The organism is Bacillota bacterium (assembly GCA_024653485.1).
Classification (GTDB): Bacteria; Bacillota; SHA-98; order UBA4971; family UBA4971; genus UBA6256.
Map to the genome: position 1 here is coordinate 61,492 of JANLFY010000004.1, position 21,941 is coordinate 83,432.

Annotated in this window: 15 protein-coding genes; all 15 read left to right on the top strand. The window is 64.2% G+C overall.

The window, feature by feature from the left end; translation table 11 throughout:
* The first annotated feature begins 4 nt into the window (after window positions 1-4).
* Window positions 5-976, top strand: coding sequence for a Flp pilus assembly protein CpaB (gene cpaB / locus NUW12_04295; protein ID MCR4401990.1), 972 nt, complete (start codon window positions 5-7; stop codon window positions 974-976).
* Complete coding sequence (locus NUW12_04300) at window positions 973-3,381, top strand: BON domain-containing protein (protein MCR4401991.1); 2,409 nt, start codon at window positions 973-975, stop codon at window positions 3,379-3,381. The genes cpaB and NUW12_04300 overlap by 4 nt, the downstream gene beginning before the upstream one ends.
* Window positions 3,378-4,706: a response regulator gene (locus NUW12_04305; GenBank protein ID MCR4401992.1), complete on the top strand. Its 1,329-nt coding sequence runs from the start codon at window positions 3,378-3,380 to the stop codon at window positions 4,704-4,706. Before NUW12_04300 ends, NUW12_04305 begins: the two co-directional genes overlap by 4 nt.
* 9 nt (window positions 4,707-4,715) lie before the next feature.
* Window positions 4,716-6,230, top strand: a complete 1,515-nt coding sequence (locus NUW12_04310; protein ID MCR4401993.1) for a CpaF family protein — start codon at window positions 4,716-4,718, stop codon at window positions 6,228-6,230.
* A 43-nt stretch (window positions 6,231-6,273) separates the two neighbouring features.
* Complete coding sequence (locus NUW12_04315) at window positions 6,274-7,359, top strand: type II secretion system F family protein (protein MCR4401994.1); 1,086 nt, start codon at window positions 6,274-6,276, stop codon at window positions 7,357-7,359.
* Window positions 7,360-7,381: 22 nt separating this feature from the next.
* A complete protein-coding gene (locus tag NUW12_04320; GenBank protein MCR4401995.1) occupies window positions 7,382-8,302 on the top strand; it encodes a type II secretion system F family protein in 921 nt (306 codons plus the stop codon).
* 31 nt (window positions 8,303-8,333) lie between these two features.
* Window positions 8,334-8,822: a DUF192 domain-containing protein gene (locus NUW12_04325; protein MCR4401996.1), complete on the top strand. Its 489-nt coding sequence runs from the start codon at window positions 8,334-8,336 to the stop codon at window positions 8,820-8,822.
* Window positions 8,823-9,082: 260 nt separating this feature from the next.
* The gene (locus NUW12_04330; protein MCR4401997.1) at window positions 9,083-9,556 is read left to right on the top strand and encodes a small multi-drug export protein; all 474 of its coding nucleotides are present in this window, start codon (window positions 9,083-9,085) and stop codon (window positions 9,554-9,556) included.
* Window positions 9,557-9,996: 440 nt separating this feature from the next.
* Window positions 9,997-11,592: a polysaccharide deacetylase family protein gene (locus NUW12_04335; protein ID MCR4401998.1), complete on the top strand. Its 1,596-nt coding sequence runs from the start codon at window positions 9,997-9,999 to the stop codon at window positions 11,590-11,592.
* Between the two features lie 223 nt (window positions 11,593-11,815).
* Entirely contained in the window at window positions 11,816-14,080 is a 2,265-nt protein-coding gene (locus NUW12_04340) for an ATP-dependent RecD-like DNA helicase (protein ID MCR4401999.1), read from the top strand.
* A 365-nt stretch (window positions 14,081-14,445) separates the two neighbouring features.
* A complete protein-coding gene (locus NUW12_04345; GenBank protein MCR4402000.1) occupies window positions 14,446-16,209 on the top strand; it encodes a hypothetical protein in 1,764 nt (587 codons plus the stop codon).
* Window positions 16,210-16,578: 369 nt separating this feature from the next.
* On the top strand, window positions 16,579-17,289 hold the full coding sequence (locus tag NUW12_04350) for a hypothetical protein (protein MCR4402001.1): 711 nt from the start codon (window positions 16,579-16,581) through the stop codon (window positions 17,287-17,289).
* 170 nt (window positions 17,290-17,459) lie between these two features.
* Window positions 17,460-19,265, top strand: a complete 1,806-nt coding sequence (locus NUW12_04355) for a hypothetical protein (protein MCR4402002.1) — start codon at window positions 17,460-17,462, stop codon at window positions 19,263-19,265.
* A 75-nt stretch (window positions 19,266-19,340) separates the two neighbouring features.
* Window positions 19,341-20,582: a hypothetical protein gene (locus tag NUW12_04360; protein MCR4402003.1), complete on the top strand. Its 1,242-nt coding sequence runs from the start codon at window positions 19,341-19,343 to the stop codon at window positions 20,580-20,582.
* A 275-nt stretch (window positions 20,583-20,857) separates the two neighbouring features.
* On the top strand, window positions 20,858-21,901 hold the full coding sequence (locus NUW12_04365) for a hypothetical protein (GenBank protein MCR4402004.1): 1,044 nt from the start codon (window positions 20,858-20,860) through the stop codon (window positions 21,899-21,901).
* The last annotated feature ends 40 nt before the right edge of the window (window positions 21,902-21,941 follow it).

The window sequence follows — 21,941 nt, forward strand, 5'->3', positions numbered from 1 at the left end:
CTAAATGAAGGGCGGTAGGCTCACGATAGTGCTCGCCCTGATTCCCGGGCTCTTAGCTGCCGTTATGACCTACGTGTATATCAGCAACGCGGCGAAGCCCAAACCCGTCAGCGTGAAGAACGTGCCGGTGATTGCCGCCAAGGTGACGATAGCGCCCCGCACCAAGATCACGCCTGACATGATCTACGTGAAAGAAGTGCCAGAGACCGCCGTACACGCGAGGACGGCGCGCGACGCGGAGCACGTAATCGGGTTGTTCACCAAGCACGAGATACTCGAGGGCGAGCCTATAGTCATGGACAGGCTGTTCGGTGAGGATGAACCGGTGGGCCTCGTGTCTTCAGTCCCTCCCGACAAGCGGGCCGTGACCATCGCGGTCAATGAGGTGGTTGGGGTGGCGGGATTCGTGAAGCCGGGCGACCGCGTTGATGTCGTCGTGACCATGAGCGGTGACGCAGCGACAGGAAACGTGGCCTTCACCGCTCTCGAGGACGTAGAGGTCCTTGCGGTGGCGCAGGATACCGAGGACAAGAACCAGGGCAAAGCGAAGGTTTCCACAAGCGTCACTCTGGCCGTTACTCCGTCCGAAGCGGAGAAGCTGGCTCTCGCCGAAGAGATGGGGAGAATACGTCTTGCGCTGCGCCCCATCGTCGCCTCCGTTGCGAAGAGTTCGGGCGTTGTCGCCCGCGATCTTTTGAGAGGGGTTAAAGGTTGGTCGCCTCCCAGACCGGCAGATGAGGGCACCCCGCGGTCCGGTGCACCTGTGGTCTCCCCTGGGACGCAGTCCCAGGGACCCGCCGTGACCATAACGCGCCAGGCTCCCCCAACCCCTGTGGCGCACGGGCCGTCATCGCTTCCTCCTCAATCCGCCGGCACGGTCATTCCCATTCCCGAGCCCCAGGTGGTGGAGGTCATCAAGGGATCACAAAGGACCTTTGTCTCCTTGGGTGATAGCGGGGAGGCGACCAAACAATGATTTTACCTTGTTACCGCAGTGGAAGGAGATCGGTCAGTCTGAGAAGGTCCGCCCTCGTGGCCGTGGCTATCGCCTCGCTACTCATGGCGACCCCGGCCTCGGCCGCAAATGAAACGGTCGGCGCCTGGCAGGCCCAGCCGGAGCAGGCACAAGGGCAAGGACCGACACCACAGGCGTTGCAGCCAAGCGCGGCCGTGGCGAACCGCACTTTCGCAGTGGTGGTCGGGGAGTCGCGGATCCTACAGGTCAACGACCTTGTGAGAGTGGCGGTGGCCGATCCCAGTGTCGCCGATGTCGTTGTCGTGTCCAAGACAGAGGTCATAGTGAACGGGAAAAAGGAGGGTCGGACCACCCTCCACGTCTGGGACGCCTCGGGTCGCTCGAGCTACAACGTCCGAGTCTGCGTCGACAACGCCGATCTCACCCGCGAGATCGAAGAGACCATCGGGATGAGCGGCGTCACCGCGAGGTTCGCCAGATCGACGCTGCTCCTCGATGGCTTCGTCGAGACCGATGGAGATTCCGAGAGGGCCGAGAGGATAGCGAAGGCCTACGCGGACAAGGTGGTCAACCTCTTGACGGTTAGGCGCCCTGCCCTCCCACCTCCGCCGCCCGCCATCGATGCCGTGGAGGTCGAGTCGGCCATCGGTGTTCAGGGCGTATCCGTACGGGTAGTCAAGGACACCGTGATCCTGGAGGGACAGGTTGAGAGCGCTCTTGACGCGGAGCGAGCCGAGAAGATCTCGAGGATCTTCACGGCCAACGTGCTGAGCTTCGTCTCGGTGAGCCAGCCTCTGCCCCCTTCCGCCACAGGTGCGAGCGAGGAGGATGGTGAGCCGGTGGCTGCCGACCAGGCCGCGCCCCAGGTTCAAGGGTCGGCTTCGGCGGGTGAGGCTGGCGGAGCGAGCGGTGAGCGCGACGTCAAGGACGGAGCGGAGAAGGGGCCCGCGCAGTCATTGGAAGAATCAGCTGGCGCATCCGAGCCCGCCGCGCGCGAGCCCTCAGCAGTGCCCGAGGAGATCGACCCCGATGCGGCGCTGCGCGACATGGTGGCGGCGGCTGTGCGGGACCCCGCCGTCGAGATCACCGTGGTCAAGGGCACGGTGCTCCTCGAAGGACTGGTGCAGAGCGAATATGCCAAGCTGCGCGCGGAGACGGTGGCGCGGCTGTACTCTCCAAAGGTAGTGAGCATCATCCGCGTCGAGGAGGTTGCACCCGCACAAGCGGCTCCGGCCCATCAAGCGCCAAAGCCGCATCAGGAACCACAGCAGCCGGAGACGCCTGCGCCCGCGCCTGGGCCCGCGCCCGCCGCGCCCGTGCCCGCGCCTGGGCCCGGGCCTGCGCCAGAGGTCGCGCCGGAGTCGCCGGCTCAGAAGGTTGCAGCAGAAGAGCCGCGACTCGAGGACAGGGTCAGCGAGTACATCGGCGTGCCCACCGTGAGGGTGCGGTCGGTTGACGGCAAGCTGCTCCTCGAGGGCAGCGTCGCGTCGCAGAACGAACTCGAAAGGGTCAACAAGATAGCGGGCATGTTCAGCAGAGATGTCGTGAACCTCGTTGAGATGACCGACCCCGCGCAGGTCCTGTTGCAGGTGAATGTGGTGGAGGTGAACAGGGGTTCCCTGAAGAACCTCGGTGTGACGTGGGGCGGCGTGAACGGCGAACGAATCGAGCCCGGGTCGTTCCTGTTCGGTGAGGTGAGTTTTCCGCCTCTCCCGCCCCTACCCGGTGACTTGGAGACATGGGAGGCGTGGCGGAGTCTCATTCCGAAGGGCAGCCCCGTGGCGGAGATCTGGAGACTGAGCCCTATACGCGCAGTCCTCGATCTCCTGGTGAGCCAGGATGTGGCGGAGGTGCTTGCGGCGCCGTCCCTTCTCACGCTCAGCGGCAAGCAGGCGGATTTCCTCGTGGGCGGGGAAATCCCGGTGTACGTGGGGCAGAGCGACGGGAAGATCGTGTTCGAGTGGCGTCCGTACGGCATCAAACTGACCATGCTTCCCACCGTGGATGCGCGCGGCCGCATAGTCATAGACGTCCAGCCTGAGGTGTCTTCCCTGGACTGGAACAACGCTCTCGACGTAGGGGAGGCGGTCGTCCCCGCCCTGAAGGTGAGAAGGGCTTCGACGCACCTCGTAGTGGAAGACGGCGCGACCATCGCCATCGGCGGACTGCTCCAAAGCGCTGACGTGAAGGTAGCAAAGAAAGTCCCCCTGCTCGGAGACATTCCCATCATCGGTTCGCTCTTCAAGAGCGAGGAGTTCCAGAGAGGCGAGACGGAGCTAGTCATCCTCATCACCACCAAAGTGGTGAGGGCGGGTGACGTCGTCACGCGCGACATGATGGTGAAGCCCGAAGGATCGCGTGCGCCGGTACCCGCGCCGGCGGCCGCGAGGGGGCCGGGGGAGTGACGACCGTGTCGGAGCAGAGGATCAAGATTCTCATTGTGGACGATGTGGCCGAAACGCGGGAGAATCTGAGGAAGCTCCTGTCATTCGGACCCGGGTTCGTCGTGGCCGGGGAGGCCGAGAACGGCAAGGAAGCCATCGCCCTCGCGAAGAGGATCCGGCCGGACGTGGTCCTCATGGACATAAACATGCCTGTCATGGGCGGGATAGAGGCGACGGAGGCCGTGTCGGTGGAGGTGCCCACCACCACCGTGATAATCATTTCGGTGCAGGGAGAGTCGGAGTACCTCCGAGAGGCCATGGCGGCTGGAGCGCGCGATTACCTGATAAAGCCGTTCTCCGCCGACGATCTCATCAACACCATACGCCGGGCCTACGAGATGGACGCGAAGCGGCGCGCGAGGTTCGCCCCGGTGCCGATAGCCCAGCGCAAGACGGGAAAGATCGTGGCAGTGTTCAGCACCAAGGGCGGGGTAGGAAAGACTACCATCGCCACCAATCTCGCTGTTGAGCTCGCTAGCCACGGGCGAAAGAGCGTGGTCCTCATGGACCTCGACCTTCAGTTCGGGGACGTGGCGATCATGCTCGACTCCATCCCCATCCGCACGATAGCCGACATAGCGAAGGAGGAAGAGATCGACTCTGAGCTCGTGGAGGCGTGCCTGCTCACGCACAAGTCGGGTGTCAGGATGCTCGCGTCGCCGCTACGCCCGGAGCAGGCGGAGATAGTCACGGCCAAGCATGTGGAGGCGATCTTGTCGCTCCTTGCCGAGAGCTATGATTTCATCGTGGTCGACATGCCTCAAGGCCTCAACGACATTACCCTGGCCGCGCTAGACGCGGCTGACAGAATCCTGCTGGTGACGACCTTGGAGCTCCCAGCCATAAAGAATGCCAGGTTGTGCCTGGAGATCATGGAAGCTCTGGGATACGGCGAGGAAAAGGTGAGATTGGTAGTGAACCGGTCCTCGAGGGACATAGGTCTCAGCATCGAGGAAACAGAGAAGACACTCCGCAGGACCGTTGACATTCACATTCCGAGCGACGGAAGGGTGGTCGTGCCGTCCGTCAACAAGGGCGTGCCGTTCGTGACGAGCTATCCGTCGGCAAGGATATCCCAGACGATACGCGATCTGGCGCGGGAAGTGAGCGCGGCGGATGTCGATGAAAAGCCTGCAGCCCAGCAATCGGTGAGCGTGGCCGGGGCGGGCGCGGTCGGGATTGCCGGAGCGCCGCTGGCCGTGGCGGCAGCGGACGCAGGGGGCCGCGGTGTGCGGCGTCATGCGGGCATACCCGGGCGGATCTTCAGCCTCTTCACGGGCGGGTGAAGGTGAGCCATGTCTCTTCAAGCACGTCTCGAGAAGGCGCGGCTGACTCAGCAAGAGCAACAAGCGAAACAGGGCCAAACGAGGCCCGGCCAGGCAGGGGCGGCGACGAACTCGCGCCTCGGGCAGGGTCAGGCTGCCTTCCACGGCGGCGTCCAACCGCAGGACAGGGTGTTGCGCGTGCTAGAGTCCGCGCGGCTGGATGGAGCTGGGGCAGCGCAGCCTGAGCAGGCTCCCGCTGTGCCGAAGGAGGACCCGTACGCTGCGCTGAAGGAGAAGATCCACGAAAGACTCGTGAAGGAGATAGACAACGAGCTGCTGCGCAAGACCGACTCGCCGACGGACAGACAGAAGCTGGCGAGCGAGGTGGAGGCGGTGGCGTCCAAGGTGCTCGATGAGGAGCCGCTGCCACTCATCCGTTCGGAACGAGCGCAGGTGATCTCAGAGGTCATCGATGACGTGCTCGGGCTTGGGCCCATCACCCCCCTCCTCGAGGACGATTCGGTTACCGAGATAATGGTGAACGGTCCGAACAACGTGTACGTCGAGCGGAGCGGCAGGCTCGAGAGAGCGAGGGTGTGTTTCCGCAGCGCGGATCACGTCATGCACATAATCGAGAGGATCGTCTCGCCTCTGGGGCGGCGGATAGATGAGGCAAGCCCCATGGTGGACGCGAGGCTGCCGGACGGGTCGCGTGTGAACGCGATCATACCCCCTATTTCCCTGGTCGGACCGTGCATCACCATCCGAAAGTTCGCGCGCGAGCCGTTCACCATAGACGATCTCGTGAGGTTCGGAACCCTCACGCGGGAAATGGCGCAATTCCTTGACGCGTGCGTGAAGGCCAGGTTGAACATCGTGGTCTCGGGCGGCACAGGCAGTGGCAAGACGACGACGCTCAACGTGTTGTCGTCGTTCATACCCCACGACGAACGCATAGTCACCATCGAGGATGCGGCTGAGCTGCAGCTTCGCCAGGAGCACGTGGTTACGCTCGAAGCCAGACCTCCGAACCTCGAGGGGAAGGGCGCCATCGCCATAAGGGACCTTGTCAGAAACGCCCTGCGTATGAGGCCCGACAGGATAGTCGTCGGCGAGGTGAGGTCAGGCGAAGCGCTGGACATGCTTCAAGCCATGAACACGGGCCACGACGGCTCCCTCACCACGGGCCATGCGAACTCCCCCCGAGACATGCTCGCGAGGCTGGAAACGATGGTGCTCATGGCGGGGATGGACTTACCGCTCAGGGCGATTCGAGAACAGATCTCGTCTGCCGTCGACCTCATAGTGCACCAGGCAAGGCTGCGCGACGGCAGCCGCAAGATCACGCACCTCACCGAGGTCCAGGGCATGGAGGGCGACGTCATTACGATGCAGGACATCTACGTTTTCGAGCAAACGGGCGTGGACGAGCAAGGCAGGGTGACCGGAAGGTTCAAGGCCACCGGAATCAGGCCGAAGTTCCTGGAGCGGTTCGAGGCGATGGGAATTCCGCTGCAACCGGGCATGTTCGTGGATTTCCTATGAGGGACGGCTGAACGGGAAAAGCGCAAGTGAAGGAGAGCAGGTTATGCCGGGCCACGTACTTGCTGCCGCGGTGTCGGCGCTCGTGTTCATCTCGGTCGCCCTTGTGGCGCACGCCATACTGCAGGCCGCCGGCGAACGGCGGTCTGGCACGTGGCGTCTCGCGCGCCTTTGGGGCGCGTCCTCGAAGACGCCAGGCGGCCGTCAGGCGGGCGGGACCGGGGGCGTCGGCGGTGCGGTCGCAGGTGGGAGTGGGAGCGGGACCGGGACCGGAGCCGCGGGGACCGGGAGCAAGGGCAGAAGACAGATCGCGAGGAGCCAGGGACAGCTCGTAGCGGCACTTCGTCCTGCCCTCGCATTCCTCGGCAAGGCGTTTGAGAGAGGCGCCTACGCGGACAAGGTAGAGCGGGAACTCGCTCGAGCGGACATTCCCCTGAGAGGGTCGGAATTCGTAGTCCTCAACCTCGTTGCCGTCCTCGCCGGGCTCGTCCTCGGTGTCATATTCACGCGGACGGTGATTGTCTCCGTGGCGCTTGGGATGGCGGGCGGGTTCCTTCCAAACATGTACATCAAGTGGAAGCAAGGCCAGAGGCTGGGAAGACTCAACGGCCAGATAGCAGACGCCCTCGCCATCATGGCAAACTCGCTGCGGGCAGGTTACAGCTTCCTGCAAGCGATGGACATGGTATCGCGGGAGATGTCCCGGCCGATCTCCGATGAGTTCTCCGCTGCTATGAAGGAGATGAGCCTCGGGGCCCCTACGGAGGCGGCCCTTACCTCGCTTGCGGACAGGGTGGGGAGCGAGGACCTCGAGCTCGTGGTTACAGCTGTCCTCATCCAGCGACAGGTGGGCGGGAACCTCGCGGAAGTGCTCGACAACATAGCCCACACGATCAGAGAGCGGGTGAGGATACGCGGCGAGATCAGGACGCTCACCGCGCAGGGCAGGCTGTCCGGGATAATCATCGGGATCCTGCCCGTAGCGCTCGGGCTCCTACTCTATGCTATGAATCCAAGCTACATAATGCTGCTGTTCACCCATCCGATAGGACGGGTAATGATCGTCATGGCCGCCATCGGCGAGGCCGTTGGGGCGATGGTGATCAGGAGAATAGTCACTATCGAGGTGTAGGGCGTAGGGGGGAAGCGGAAGAGTGGCTCTTCTGGTGTCATCGCTCGTGTTTGTGAGCGTAACGGCGATCGCCATGTGGTCCATGGGGATGGGTCAGCGAGAACCCACTGCGGACGAACGGCTCAAGCGCCTAGCCGTGCTCACGCGCGTTCCCAGTGAGCGCGAGAAGAAGCTGGCTCGGCCGCTCAGCGAGCGGCTCTTGGGTCCGGTGGTGCGGTTCGTCAACGATCTCATCATATCTGTCACCCCCAAACACGTCGTGGACGCGGTCAAGGAGAAGCTCGACGTTACCGGGAACCCATGGAACATGACGCCCGGCGACTACATCCTGATGCGCGTTATCACGCTTGCGATCATCCCGCTGGCCGGGTTCGGGCTTGCGCTTCGCTTGGGTCCAGGCACTGCCGCGCTGCTGGCGTTCGTGCTGGCAGCCCTTGGATGGCTCGTTCCCGAGATGATGCTACAGTCGAAGAAGAGGGATCGCGAGAAGCAGATCCGCAGGTCGCTCCCGGACGTGCTCGACCTCCTCACGGTGAGCGTTGAGGCGGGGCTGGGGTTCGACGCTGCCCTCGCGAAGGTCGTTGAGAGGAAGAAAGGGCCCCTTGCCGAGGAGTTTGCCTTCTTGCTGCAAGAGATCCGCATGGGAAAGCCAAGGAGGGACGCCCTCCGGGAGCTCTCGGAGCGCGTCAAGATCGACGACATCACGTCGTTCATAGCATCAGTCGTCCAGGCGGATCAGCTCGGGGTGAGCATAGCGAACATCCTCCGCATACAGTCGGCCCAGGTGCGAACGAAGAGGCGCCAGCAGGCGGAAGAGGCGGGCATGAAGGCTCCGATCAAGATGCTCTTCCCGCTGGTCTTCTTCATATTCCCCACGCTTTTCGTGGTGCTGCTGGGGCCGGCCATAATCCAGGTGGCGACGACGTTCATGACGACTTTCTGATGGGTCCATCATTACGCGGGCGGGGCGGAAGATGGAGACTAGGCGGTGGAACTTGGCCTTGTCGATGACGGGCAGCGCGTGCTTTGGCGCCATAGGGAACGCCGTTTCTTCGGTCTTGCCATCAGGAGTGGACATCAACGAAGGACAGGAGCGGGCGACGCGCTCAAAGGTCGCCGTGGTGAATGTGACCCGCTCGGTCGCGCTGGCGACCAGGGCCGAGCTGGCGCTCTCGGGAAAGATGCGCGCGCGCGGGCTGCTCGGAAGGACCTCGCTGAGGGACGGGGAGGGGCTCGTCATAAGGCCGTGCCTGGGGGTTCACAGTTTCGGGATGAAGTTCGCTATCGACGTCGCGTACGCGAACGACGCCGGCACGGTAGTGTGTGTTCTCTCGCCGCTCGTCCCGGGAAAAGCCGGTCCCGTGGTGCGCGAGGCGAGGTGGGTGGTGGAGCTCCCCGAGGGGGTGCTCGCCCGCACCGGTACGGTGGTCGGCGACAGGCTACAGGTATTCTACTATCGGTAGACCGGACGGGTTGACGGTCACGGGCGAGAAGACGCTTTCCTCCTGCGAGCGCTTGGCGGCAGGGCGCGGTGCGCCCCGCCGTCTTTTCGTCCGGATGTCCTGACCCGGCAAGACCGGTGCACAGGCTCCTCCGGCGTTGCGGCGACGCGCGCGGCGACGCGTGAAGGAAGGCAGGTCAACGCGGGAGGAGTTTGGGGTGGAACGCGGAAAGAGAGGAAGGACCGATACATCGGAACGAAGCTGAGAGAGGAGAATCTCTATTGGTCGAGTCTTGGAGTGAGTGGGTCTCCATTGTGTCCAGGGAGACTCTCGTGTTTCTTACTGCGATGATGCCCGTCATCGAGCTGCGCGGCGCCATTCCCCTGGGCATCTCGCTGGGTATGAGCCCACTCGAGACATGCGCTGTGGCCGTGCTCGGGAACCTGGTTCCCGTGGTTCCTGTGATGCTTTTCCTTCGGTACGCCGCGAGTTGGCTACGGCGATTCGCGTCTGTCCGGCACGCGACCGACTGGTTCTTCACCCGCACGAGGGCAAGGAGCCGAATTGTTCAGAAATACGGCCCGATCGGGCTGGTGCTGTTCGTGGCTGTGCCGCTTCCGTCCACCGGCGCTTGGACGGCTGCAGTCGCCGCGTTCCTGTTCGGCATAGGCATCAGGAAGGCCTTTGCCGCGATCTCCCTGGGTACGGTCCTTGCCGGGGTGATTGTCACCGGCCTGAGCCTGAGTATGGCGTGACTTGAGTATGCTTGCCCCATGCACCGGTGAGGGCCCGCACTTCCCGCACACGCCCACGGTTACCTCGGAATCGGCGCGAGCGAACGGTCACTGACCGGGAGTCTGACGCGGTCGCATTGCCCGGAGCCCCGCGGCGTCCCTTCACCTCGTCACGCTCGTCACGACGATGAGGTCTTTTTCTTGCCGTCTTTCTGTTGCCGCTGTCACCACTCTGCCGCCAGACCACGGCTGTTCGCCCACCCGGAACTCGTGATCCCTCCGAACTCAGTTTCCCGGTTACGACACGTCGATCCTCAGGCATATAAGCCTCGTCCAAGCATACGGATTAATGAGGTTGGCGTGGCGCCGGGTAGGTCCGCGTGGCGCCATGGCAAGTGCCAGAAGGGCGGGCGTTTCGCGGAGCGGAGCAGACGTGAATCTGAGAGGGGGCAGGTTTCGCTGTGGCTGAGCTTGAGTCGTGGCAGGGACATCGAGACACGGCTGGGGAGAACGGCGTTTCGAGGACGGCGTGGTGGCGCCGCAACACGATGGGGGCCGGGACCCTTCGACTGAGTCGAGCGCCGCATGGTCCAGGCGGGGCGGGCCGCGACATTGCGCGCAGGCTGGTGATCGCCGCTTTGCTGGCGGTGGCGGCGGTGGGAGCGCCGTTCGGCTGCGAAGGGGCGCTGGCGGGCGCGCAGTCAGAGACGGTCGAGGCGGCACCGCTGTCCGACGTCCATGTGGAGACCTACGTGGAGACGCTCGATATCGTGCGTTCTCCGGATCTGCACGTGTTCGGCTTCATCCGCGAAGGTTGCATGATGGTGCCGGTCAGACCGACGGCGGAGGCGTACGGGGCAATAGTGCACTGGGTGCCGGGCGTCGGCACGCTGGTGGACGGGCACCTGACAAGGAGCGTGATAGTGCTTGGCCAGGCGTACTGCCCTGCGAGGGAGCTCGCAACGATCCTGGGGTGCTGGGTCGAGTGGAACGAGACGTCGAGGGCGGTCGTCCTAACGAACGGCGTTCAGAGAGTGGTCGTTTCGGTGCCGGCGGCCTCGTGCGACGAGGAACCGGTGACGTGTCCAAGCCCGGTCTCGTTGGCCCCGGCGTTTCCGAGATTCGCGGTGTCCGAGAGTGACCCTCTTCCTACAGCGGGCGCTCCGGATGGTGTTCCCCAGGCCGGGCTGCCGGTCGCGACCTTGACCACACCTGTCGTCGTTATCACGTCTGTGGCCTCTGGACCCGTCTCGCCCACGAGAGACGGTCAGGAGAGCGATCTTGCCGATCCTCGTGGGCTTGATAAGCGGCCTTCCGCGGGCAGGATCGCCCTCACGTTTGACGACGGCCCCGACGCCGTATATACGAGAAGGATCCTCTCGGTCCTCGAACGATACGGAGCGAAGGCCACTTTCTTCCTCATCGGCAGCCAAGTCGCGCGCTACCCCTCGATCGTCCGCGAAGTGGTCGCGGCAGGGCATGAGTTGGGGAATCACGGTTACTCACACTCGCGCCTCACGACGCTCCCGCTCGAAGCCGTGCGCCGCGAGATCTCCAGGACGCAGGAAGCTGTTAGGTCCGCCGCCAGCGTCACACCGAGATGGTTTCGCCCGCCGTACGGCAGCTACGATGAGGAGGTCCGGCGGATAGCGAAAGACGAGGGCGCCGCGACGGTCCTGTGGACTCTCAACCCCGATGACTGGAGGAACCCCGGTCAGGCGGCCATCGTCCGGCGTGTGGTGTCCGCCGCGAAGGATGGAGCGATCGTCCTGCTGCACGTGCGGGAGCAGACGGCCAATGCGCTGCCCGCCCTCATAGAGGAGCTCATGTCGCGAGGCTTCGAGTTCGTCCCTTTGAGCGGAATCCTCGGCGCGACCGGCAAGAGGCTCGAATCTCCCGGGCGTCCCCAGGCTCCAGCGGGCCCGTCCGGCGACGGGAGAGCCGCTCCCGCGACGTCTGAGGGCACCCAAGGAGATTCCGGGAGCGGCGCCTCGGGTGCCGACGGCGTGGCGCCCGGACCGCCGGCGGCCTACGGCGCGTCCGAGATCGCACCGTGATGAGGGTCGCGGGACTGGAGAGCGCCGGACGGAGCAAGCCGTGTTGCGCGAACCGTGGCTGCGAACGCCGCAAGCGCGGTGAGCAGGGTGGGTGGTGGGCATCCCTGCCGGCCGGCGTTTACTCGGTCCACGGTGTATGTTAAAATGAGGAAGCCAAGACACCAACGTCCTCCCAGGCAGTGGCTCGGCACGCCCAGGGAGCGGCTCGCCACGGAGGTTGGACATGCCTTCGATCAAGGGCACCGTGGAACGGATCACATACCGGAACGACCAGAACTTCTACACCGTGGCCAGGCTCACGTGCACTGAATGGGACACCGGACGCGACGGAAGCCGGAACGTCCCTGAGGCGAAGGCGCCGCGCGGCGGGGCATCGGGCCGGCCGGCGCTTCCCGTGACAGTGGTGGGCACGTTCCCGTTCATCACAGTGGGAGAGAAGCTCCTTCTTCACGGGGAATGGGTGGACCATCCGAAGCACGGACGCCAGTTCAAGGTGGAGAGCTACGAATCGATCGCTCCCGCCACACTGAAGGGCATCGAAAGGTACCTGGGGTCGGGCCTCATAAAGGGCATCGGCCCCGCGACCGCGAAGAAGCTGGTATCACACTTCGGCCTCGACGCTCTTGACGTCATCGAGCGTGAGCCCGAGAGGCTCACCGAGGTCGAGGGCGTCGGCCCGGTGAAGTCGGCCGCGATAGCCCGCGCCTTTCAGGAGCAGAAAGAGATACGCAAAGTCATGGTGTTCCTGGCGGGGCACGGTGTCAGCCCGGCGCTTGCCATCAAGATCTTCCGGCGGTACGGCGACGCCTCCATCCAAGCCGTGCGCGAGAATCCCTACAGACTCGCGGACGAGATCTACGGGGTTGGTTTCAAGACCGCGGACAAGATCGCTGCTGAGTTGGGTATTGAGCCGACCGCGTCGGAGCGGGTCGCCGCAGGCGTCATGTATGTCCTCAACGAGCTTGCCGCTGACGGGCACGTATACTATCCCGAGGAAGCGCTCCTTGGCGAGGCCGCCGAGGTGCTCGGCGTCGAACGAGACCTCGTCGCGAAGGCGCTGCCGGACCTCGAGGAACGAGGCGCGATCGTTCGAGACGAGGTCGGGGGAGAGAAAGCCGTGTACCTGGCGTATCTCTATCGGGCTGAGACCAGCGTGGCCACTAGACTTGCGGAACTCGCTCGCTACCCGTCGAACCCTCTTTCGGTGGACGTGACAAGGCTCTTGGCGGAAGTGAGGCGCCGCGACGGGGTCCAGCTCAGCGCGGAGCAGCAGGCGGCGGTGGAAAAGGCGACAAAGAGCGGGGTTCTCGTCCTGACGGGTGGTCCGGGCACGGGAAAGACCACCACAGTCCGCACGCTGCTGAGAGTGTTCGAGGCGGCGGGTCTGCGGATAGCGCTTGCCGCGCCGACCGGGCGCGCCGCAAAGAAGCTTGCCGAGACCACGAGGCGTGAGGCAAAGACGATCCACCGGCTCCTCGGAGTGAGTTTCGGACAAGGGCAGATGTCATTCGAACACAACGAGGGCGCTCCCGTCGACGCGGATGTGCTAATCCTGGACGAGACATCCATGATAGACATCCAGCTCATGAGCTACTTTCTGGCGGCGGTCAAGCCCGGTGCCAAGCTGATCCTGGTGGGCGACGTGGACCAGCTGCCGTCTGTGGGGCCCGGATCCGTGCTCCGTGACGCGATCTCATCAGGCACGGTCGAGGTGGTGAGGCTCACGGAGATATTCAGACAGGCGAGGACGAGCATGATCGTGACGAATGCCCACCGCGTCAATAGGGGCGAGATGCCTCTCATGAACAGGAGCTTCACGGAGGGTGGCAAGGCCGACTTCTTCTTCATAGCGGAGGAAGACCCCGAGAAGGTCGCGGCGTTGGTCAGAGACCTCGTTACGCGGCGTCTGCCGGCGTACGTCAAGTGCGATCCCATCGATGACATCCAAGTCATGGCGCCGATGCGGAGGACGGTCACCGGGGTCGAAAACCTCAACACAGTGCTGCGCGACGCCCTCAACCCCGCCGGCCATGGCAAACAGGAGATCCGCATGGGCGGGTTCGTGCTCCGCGAGGGCGACAAGGTCATGCAGGTCCGCAACAACTACGACAAGATGGTGTTCAACGGGGACATCGGCCGCGTGGTGAAAGTGAACCCAGAGGACCAGGAAGTCGTGGTTGCGTTCGTGGAGCCCGACGGCGTGCGCCGCGTCACTTACGAGCAGCACGAAATGGACGAGCTCGTTCTCTCCTACGCGATCTCGGTCCACAAGAGCCAGGGCAGTGAGTACCCGGTGATCGTGATGCCGATCACCACCCAACACTTCGTGATGTTACAGCGAAACCTCCTCTATACCGCCATCACCAGGGCGAAGCGCCTCGTGGTGCTGGTGGGCACCTGCAAAGCCCTCGCCATCGCCGTCAAGAACAGCACGCAAGACCGCCGCTATTCGGGGCTGGCGGAAAGGCTCGCCAGGCTGCGCCGATAGCTGCGGCATCGAGCTGTTCTCACTTTGTGGCCGAGCGGCCCGTCCACCACTGTATACGGCTGTAGGCACGTTCCCACCTCCGGACAGTTCCCTCTGACCGCCATCATTGCAGTGTAGCCGGACGATGATGCCCCACCTCCGACTTCCACGGTGTCTACGCAAGTCATCGCACGCACGTTCCCAACGTCGGTCGAGCCCGCTTCGCTCGGCCCTCAAGGCCAGCGTGGGCGGGCTTTCGTGTTCTCGCCGCCGAGCGGATGACGCAAGGCACGGCTCTTGCGGAAGAACGCCCTAGGACGGCGGTTGCTCGTATGTACAAAGGCCGTCATGAGCACGGACTCGTGGACACGCGAGGAGGGCTACCAATGGTGCGGCGGCGGACACTCCTGGGGGCGCTTGTCGGAATACTCCTGCTTGGTTTCGTAGCCCCGCCGGTTTTCGGGGACTCCCTCACCGTCTACAGACTGGAGCCATCCAGCGGATGGGTTGAACTCCCGCCGGTCAACCCGTACGCCGCGGCGATGGGGGAGGCCCCTCTACAAGGCTGGAGCAACGCTGGGTCAGTGTCATGGCCGGTGCGGGCGACCGCGACGTTCGAGCCGGACACGCAAAGGGCTGAGCTCAGCGTGCAGTTCATCCCGGTGTCCGGTGACATCCGGACCAACGCGACTAACCTCTTCATCGCTCCTCTGGGCAGGCGCCTCGAGTGGAGGATGGTCGTAACGGTGAGAAACCCCAACGACATCCCGATGAGAGACGTCAAGGTGCGGGACGAGTTCGGGCGGGCTTTTCGTGCGTCGCTTGCGGGCAAGTCGGCGGGGGAGGCCCGCATCGAGGGCGACGACCCTGCTGCCAGGTTGCCTCTTTGCCCGACGTTCGTATGGGACGTCGGGGATCTCGGCCCCGGGGAGGCCGCGAGGGCGGAAGCCAGCGTGGTGACCACCCGCGACCGTGACGGGAACATGCAGTTCTCTCGTCCTGGGATATACTCCATTGACACGGGCGCGCGCCTCACCTACACCCTCGCTGGAAAGAAGCAAGTGCGCAACGCAGGCTGCGGCAGCGTGATTGCTCGCAAGGACATGGGCGCCCTCCGCAGCGAGGGGCCGCCGTTCGACGTTGATGCCGACCCCATTGCAGGCGGGGGCACAGGCGCGGGATCCGTCGTGCCCGTCCTGCCCCCCATAGTCGGCGACGGGCCGGACGTGCGCGCGGTCATCACGCGGGTCGCCCAGGAGGCCCAGGACGTCGGCACGCGAGACATCTCACCGTGGACGCCGATGTTCTACCTTGTCGCCGCGGGCGAGACGCCCAACATCAGTGAAGACGGGGGCAAGTTCGTGGTCCCACCGGGGGAGTACGCAGAGTGGAAGGTGACCGTGACGATCGCAAACCCCTGGAACCTTCCCGGGTGGGATCACTGGGACATGAACCTGTACTTTGGGGCTGAGCTCTCGGTCGAGGAGATCTCGAGAACGGATCCGGTGACCGGCGACACGTTCAGCATAACCCGCGCGTCGCCCACCGACCCGGTCCACGTCTCATGGCAGTGGTCAGGCGACCCGTCCGAGTTCCCTCCGGGCTCGCAGGCTGTGGTGGAACTCAAAGTGTACACGGCGGGGTACGCTGCCTTAGGCGAGTACGAGTTCGTAAGATCCGCAACGTTGGGGTGGACCTGGCCCCCTCACGGGTCGGGCGGAGCCTGGCTGGGCAGCATAAGCGTGGTAGCGAGCCCGACGGCGGACGTAAGCCTCAGCTCCACCCGGCAGGACTGGCGCGTGCGGAAACCCGGGACGTACGCCGCGCTCGCTACGGAGATGAGCTTCACTGGCGTGGGCAAGCTAACAGTTGACTTCTCGGGTTTTACGAACCTTGCGCAGCAGGACGGCGGGCCGGACTTCATCCGCGCGTGGTACGGGTTCGGGAACGACCTCGCCGCGGTGGAGACCTCGGGATGGATAAGCGCGAACGACCTGAACCTGGACGCCAACTCGCGCGGTCCGATAACGCTCGACCCGTCAACCCCCGTCACGCTGAGGATGTGGTCCAAGATAGACGTGGGCGAGGAGGACATGTCGAGCGAATACGAGGATGTGGGGGTGGTAACGTTCATCGTGAGCAACAACTAGCGTGAGCGATGTCCGGTCTGACGAAAGAAGCACGCCTGGCGCGGGAGGCCGCTCGAAGGCGCACGTGAAAAGCCCGGTTCCACGGAAGGCGGAAACAGACTGTGCGGTGCGGCTGCCCTGCACATCATCCGGGCGTGTCGTGAAGGCCCGTTTGAGACGCCGACCGAAGCTTGGGCATCGGGAAGGACTCGCCAAGGCACCGTTGGACTCGGAATGGAGCGGGTGGGGCTTGGAACAAGTCCGCGCGGGCGCGGGCTCGCAGGCTATGGGACGCGAACCGCGGAGAAGCCACTCTGGAGATGTGTAAAGAGACGCTGCTCGAGCGTCGAAAGGGTCCCAAGAAACCTACAAGGAGGTTGAATCCCGAATATGAAGAGGATGGTTTTGGTACTGGCGCTCATGGCGGTGCTTCTGGTGCCCGCCGCCGCCCTGGCGTATAACCCGGGGGTGCCGCTCCCGGATGGTGCGGCTGAAGTAGAGACATGGTATCTCAACAACGCCGGGCAGTGGGTCTCGCAGGGTACCGGGAATGCCGCGGCGCTGGCACGCTGCTGGTCGAGCGGCCCCGCTAGCGGAGCGTGCAACGCAGAGAGCTGGGTGATCGACGTCACGCACCACGCGTCGGTCGCTCAGTGGATCGACTGGTCCATAGGCGGCACGAGATGGGACTGGCGCATCAGGAAGCCCGGGACGTACGCCGCGGACTGCATCAACTTCACCATAAAGAGCAACAATGACGTGGCTGTCCAGTACGACGGCTTCGCCGATCTCGCCTACCTCGAGCAAGGCGAGGGCGTGAAGCAGACCATAGACACGTACTACTCCTACGGCGCCACGCTTGCCGAAGCCCAGTCGAGAGGCTGGGTCAGGGCGAGCGCGCTCAACGACAGCGATGACTTGCTAGAGGACAGCGCGGGCCTCCACGCGGGCCTGAACTTCAAACTCTGGAACAAGATCGTCGTTGAGAACTGCAACTCGTCCTGCGAGTACGAGGACACCGCCACGATAACCCTCGTGCTCCAGAACGTGAAGCATTGGATCGATGCCGAGTCTGGCAACTTCGCGCAGGTCCAGCAGTAGCCGTCGCCGTGACGGGCGACTCCGAGTCCCGCCCTTTGGATGAGACGAGGCCAAGCGGAGTCCTTCCTGGACGCCCTGTGTCACCTGGAAAGGTGAGCCTTGCGCGATACACGGGAAGAACAGGGGTGGCGGCCTGCCACCCCTGTTCGGACCAGAGAGGAGATAGACCCATGATGGTTCCTCATTCATCGAGTCGTGACTGCCCTGGCGGACTCAGTCATGAGAGAAGCAGGGCTCGCCGCATAATGCTCAATGTGGTTCTTTCGTCGATCGTCGCCTCAATGCTCGTGGGTTGCCTGGTCGGCACGGCGCGAGCCCAGGTGTCCATCAGCCTCACGCCGCTCCTGATCGAGCTTGCCGGGGCGCCGGGCGAAACCAAGTCCTTCAACATCCTGCTCGTGAACGAGAGCAAGGCCGCGACCGCGCATTTCCGGGTGTTCGCGACAGACGTGATACAGAGATCGAACGGCGACTACCGCGTCGTCGAGCAGGGCGAGTCTGAGTACTCGTGTGCCAGGTGGATCAAGCTGTCCAGGGAGGAGGCGACGCTGGGCCCGGGCGAAGCGCTCTCCGTCGACGGCAAGCTCGCTATCCCGAGAGCTGTCTATGGCGGGCGGTACGCGGCGGTAGTGTTCGAACTCGCCCCTGAGAAGAGGAAGGACGGGGAGGAGGTCTTTGCCTCCGCCGAGTTCGTGCAGAGGTTTGCCACCGTCATCGAGGTCTCGATCCCCGCGCCCAGGGTGCGAAAGGCCCTCAGCGTGTCGGGGTTCAGCGTGCGGGCCGCCGCGGAGAACCCGAGATATGCAGCGGCGTACGGCAACGATGCGCTGATCCTCGTGGGTGAGGTGAGGAACGAAGGGAACACGCACGTCTTCGCGCGCGGGTCCCTGACCCTCAGGGACGGCTCGGGCAAGCGCCTGCGTCAAATACCGCTTGGGTCTGGGCGCGGCCTGGTGCTTCCTGAGGCAACCGTGAACCTGGTCTCGGTGCTTCCTTCCGGCCTTGCGCCGGGCAACTACATCGCGGACATTTCCGTGAAGTACGGCGGCATGCGGCCGGCGCTCGCGAAGGTGCCTTTCACGGTGTCTTCGAGCGGAGCTGAGACGAGAGGCGCTGGAGGCGAGACGAAGCTGGCTCCGTTCAGCGTGGAGCCGGCGAGCCTTGACCTCACGTACCCTGCCGGCGCCGTGGCGGCCAGGTCGATCGTGGTCAAGAACGAATCCGACGTGCCCCTCCATGTCGAGGGCAAGGCGCTGCCGCTCGCTTATGACGAGGAGGGCGAGCTCGTGCAGGACGAGTCCACGCTCGCGGCCACGCCCTCCAAGTGGAGCTGCGCGGGCTGGATCGAGCTCAAGCCCTCCAGCATGGACATCCGGCCGGGCGGCCAGCAGGTCGTGCGCGTCACCATAAGCATTCCGAGGGACCAGGCCGGCGGCAGGTACGCGAACCTCGTGTTCACCGCCACGCCTTCGGGAGAAGGAGGCGGCGCGGGGCGCGGCGAGGCGGGCAGCCGCGCGAGCGCGGAGACCCCGTCGCCTCGAGAGACTCCGGCGTGGGCCGGTGAAGCCGGCGCGGTGGTGTCCCTTACCGTTGGCAAGCAAGTGGAGAAGATCGCGGAGCTGTCAGAGCTCAGGATCGAGGACGGCGGTCCTTCCGTAGGTTTGATATTCAGCACGGTGTTCAAGAACACCGGGACCACCCACGTCAAGCCGCAGGTCACGTTCGGGATAAAGAGGCATGTCGTCCCGGAATCCGTCCCCGGGGTGGAATACGTCGGCCCCGGATCGTGGGAAGACGTGGATTCGGTAGACCTGGGCGAGCTGGAGAACACGGTCCTCCCGGGAGGAACGAGGCTGCTTCGCGCGGGGTACGCGCGCGCTCTCGAGTCGGGGAGGTACATGGTCGAGGTAACCGTTAGGTACGGCGGCAAGGCACCGCTATATGTGTCGAGGGAGTTCGAGGTACGGCAGCCTTGACGGCCGCGCGCATCTTACCGGCGGGGCGCGTGAGCCCTGGCCGAGTCTAGGCTGATTTGCGAGGAGGAATCACGGATGAATGGGTCAAGACGTTCCGTGCGGGGCAGGCAGACCCTACCCGGGAGACTGGCACTAGGGCTCGCGCTGGCGCTTGCACTGGCGGTCATCACGATGGCCCTGCCGCAGGCATCGATGGCTCAAGAGCCTCTGGTGAGCAACGTGTTCGACGGGGCGGACATCCTGAGCGTCCTGCGCGACGTCTCCGCGCAGACCGGGGTGAACATCATCGCCGACGCAACCGTCCAGGGGTGGGTCACGGTCGAGCTCGACGAGGTTCCCTTGGAGAAGGCGCTGGAGATGATAGTCGTGCCGCTCGGGTACACGTTCGTCAGGGTGGGGGATTACTACATCGTCGGATCGGCTGACGTCAAGAACCCGAGCTTCCCGCTGTTGACAACCACCGAAGTCATCAAGCTCAAGTACGCGAAGGCGGAGAACGCCGCCAAGCTGCTCTCGGACTTCTTCGCTCCATACGTCAAGGTAGGCGCGGCCGATAACGTCCTGGTAGTCACGGGCTCCGCGGGCCTCGTGCGACGCATCATGGCCGACATCGAGAGAATAGACAGACCGGCGCCCCAGGTCATGCTGGAAGCGCTCGTCATGGAGATATCGTCTGACAGCGGGAAGTCCTTCGGTGCCGACTGGCGTTACGAGGGCAGCGGCGGAGAGTCGGATCCGACCGTGCCTGCCTCCGGCTTCGTGGACTTCGTGTCGGGTATATGGGGAGCGAAGTACAACGTGGCAGGAGGCCTCGAGCACATCATCGCGTCAATGAAGGTCCTTCTGGATTCGGGGAAGGCCGAGATACACGCGACTCCGAGGATCGCCACGATCGATGGCGAGCGCGCGGAGATCTTCCTCGGCAAGGACAAGTACTTCACGGTGACGACGGGTACCAACAGCGACACCACAACAAGGCTAGAGTCGATACGAACGGGCATTTCGCTCAAGTTCACGCCGCGGGTGTCGGAGACCGGCGAGATCCTGGTGAAGATCGAGCCGGAAGTGAGCGACGCGGTGGAGACCGCGGACGGCCTGCCCATCGTGAACAGGCGCACGGCCTCGACATCGATCAGGGTGAAGAACGGCGAGACCATAGTCATCGGAGGCCTCAAGCTGAAGTCGGAGTATGAGGCGAAGACAAAGGTGCCGCTGCTCGGCGACCTACCCATCCTCGGTCTCCTCTTCAGCAGCACGAGGAGGGCGTCCACCGAGACCGAGGTCGTGATATTCATAACGCCGACGATCATGGAATAGGGCGCAGAGATCGTCCGATGAGCACAGACCACGAGCCTGGGCTCGCGGCTTGGAGGTCGCGCGTCCAGGTCGGCTCGGGTCGGAAGGGCCGAGGGCGGGCAACGGCCGGGCTGCCGGGCGAGGTCTCGTCGTCCGGCCTTGCCGGTTTCTGGGGCCGAGAGTTCCGCCGAGAGTTCCAGGGGCAGGGGCCCGCCGTCCGCCGTTCCCGCGCGGTCCCGGCAACCCGGACAAGGTCGGTCAAATGCTGTCTTGAGCGAAGGAAGGGGGAAGAGGGCGTGACTGGGATGAAGGTCTGTCGCGGACCCGGTCGCAAGCCTAGCGATGCGCGCGGTTTTTCGTTGGCCGGCGGAGGACGATGTCCTCTCAATCCGATCAAGATCGCGGCCCGGCGGCTCGCGTCGGCCATGCTCCTGATGATGCTCGCGGTAGTGCTATCCGGCGTAGGGCTATCCAACGTGGCCGCGGCAGGCAACGATTACAGCTTCATGGATCCATTCGGGTTCGCTGACGCGCGCCTCATGGGCATGGGTTATTCGTACGTGGCGGTGTGGGACGCGCCCAACCCTCTCTACTCGAACCCTGCCTCGTTTGGACTCGGCAAGGACTCGCTCGTGTTTTCGCTCGGAGGTGGCTGGACGGACGGCACCGACCCGGACAGCTTCAAGTTCATCGCCGTATCCGACGTGGAACGAGGTGCGGGAGCGGGCGGGTTCGCATGGGGTGGGTACCAGCTGCACGAGGGTGACACACGACTATCAGGGAACACGTTCAATTACTCCGTGGGCAAGAGCCTCGCCGGTTGGGGGGCCCTCGGTCTCGGATTGCGCTACCTCCGTGGCGACGCAAGCGAAGCTGGCGGCGGAGGTGGCGGTGGCGAGAGCGTCGTGAGGTGGAGGGGCCTTGCCATGGACGCCGGCGTCGTGCTGAAGTACAGCGCGTTTTCGCTCGGGGTGATCGCCCGCGACGTCAACACGACACGACTTGCCTTCGACGACGGCACGACCGTGAGCGTGCGGCCGAGCTACTCCGCGGGCCTGAGCTTGCGTCCCGCGTCCGGGGCGGTGCTTGCGTTCGACGCCCACCGCGTGGGGCAAGACGACGCAAGCCAAGAGATATATACCGGTGGCTTCGAAGGGTGGCTCACGCCGCACATCGCGCTGCGGGGCGGGATCATTCTGGGGGACGGTGAGGTCCCGGAGGCCAGGGCCTTCACCGGTGGGATAGGCTTGCGATTCGGTGACTTCGAGATGTCTTACGCGCTCCTCACGAGCGACGAACAGATAAGGAGACAGTGCATCACGCTCACGAGACGGTTCTAGTCCGCGAGCGGCTTCTTCACATCCAGCCGGCGGGTTGCCG

Coding starts and splice junctions, on each gene's coding strand:
- cpaB (MCR4401990.1), top strand. CDS start 5: ATGAAGGGCGGTAGGCTCACGATAGTGCTCGCCCTGATTCCCGGGCTC.
- NUW12_04300 (MCR4401991.1), top strand. CDS start 973: ATGATTTTACCTTGTTACCGCAGTGGAAGGAGATCGGTCAGTCTGAGA.
- NUW12_04310 (MCR4401993.1), top strand. CDS start 4,716: ATGTCTCTTCAAGCACGTCTCGAGAAGGCGCGGCTGACTCAGCAAGAG.
- NUW12_04315 (MCR4401994.1), top strand. CDS start 6,274: ATGCCGGGCCACGTACTTGCTGCCGCGGTGTCGGCGCTCGTGTTCATC.
- NUW12_04325 (MCR4401996.1), top strand. CDS start 8,334: ATGGAGACTAGGCGGTGGAACTTGGCCTTGTCGATGACGGGCAGCGCG.
- NUW12_04340 (MCR4401999.1), top strand. CDS start 11,816: ATGCCTTCGATCAAGGGCACCGTGGAACGGATCACATACCGGAACGAC.
- NUW12_04345 (MCR4402000.1), top strand. CDS start 14,446: ATGGTGCGGCGGCGGACACTCCTGGGGGCGCTTGTCGGAATACTCCTG.
- NUW12_04350 (MCR4402001.1), top strand. CDS start 16,579: ATGAAGAGGATGGTTTTGGTACTGGCGCTCATGGCGGTGCTTCTGGTG.
- NUW12_04355 (MCR4402002.1), top strand. CDS start 17,460: ATGATGGTTCCTCATTCATCGAGTCGTGACTGCCCTGGCGGACTCAGT.
- NUW12_04360 (MCR4402003.1), top strand. CDS start 19,341: ATGAATGGGTCAAGACGTTCCGTGCGGGGCAGGCAGACCCTACCCGGG.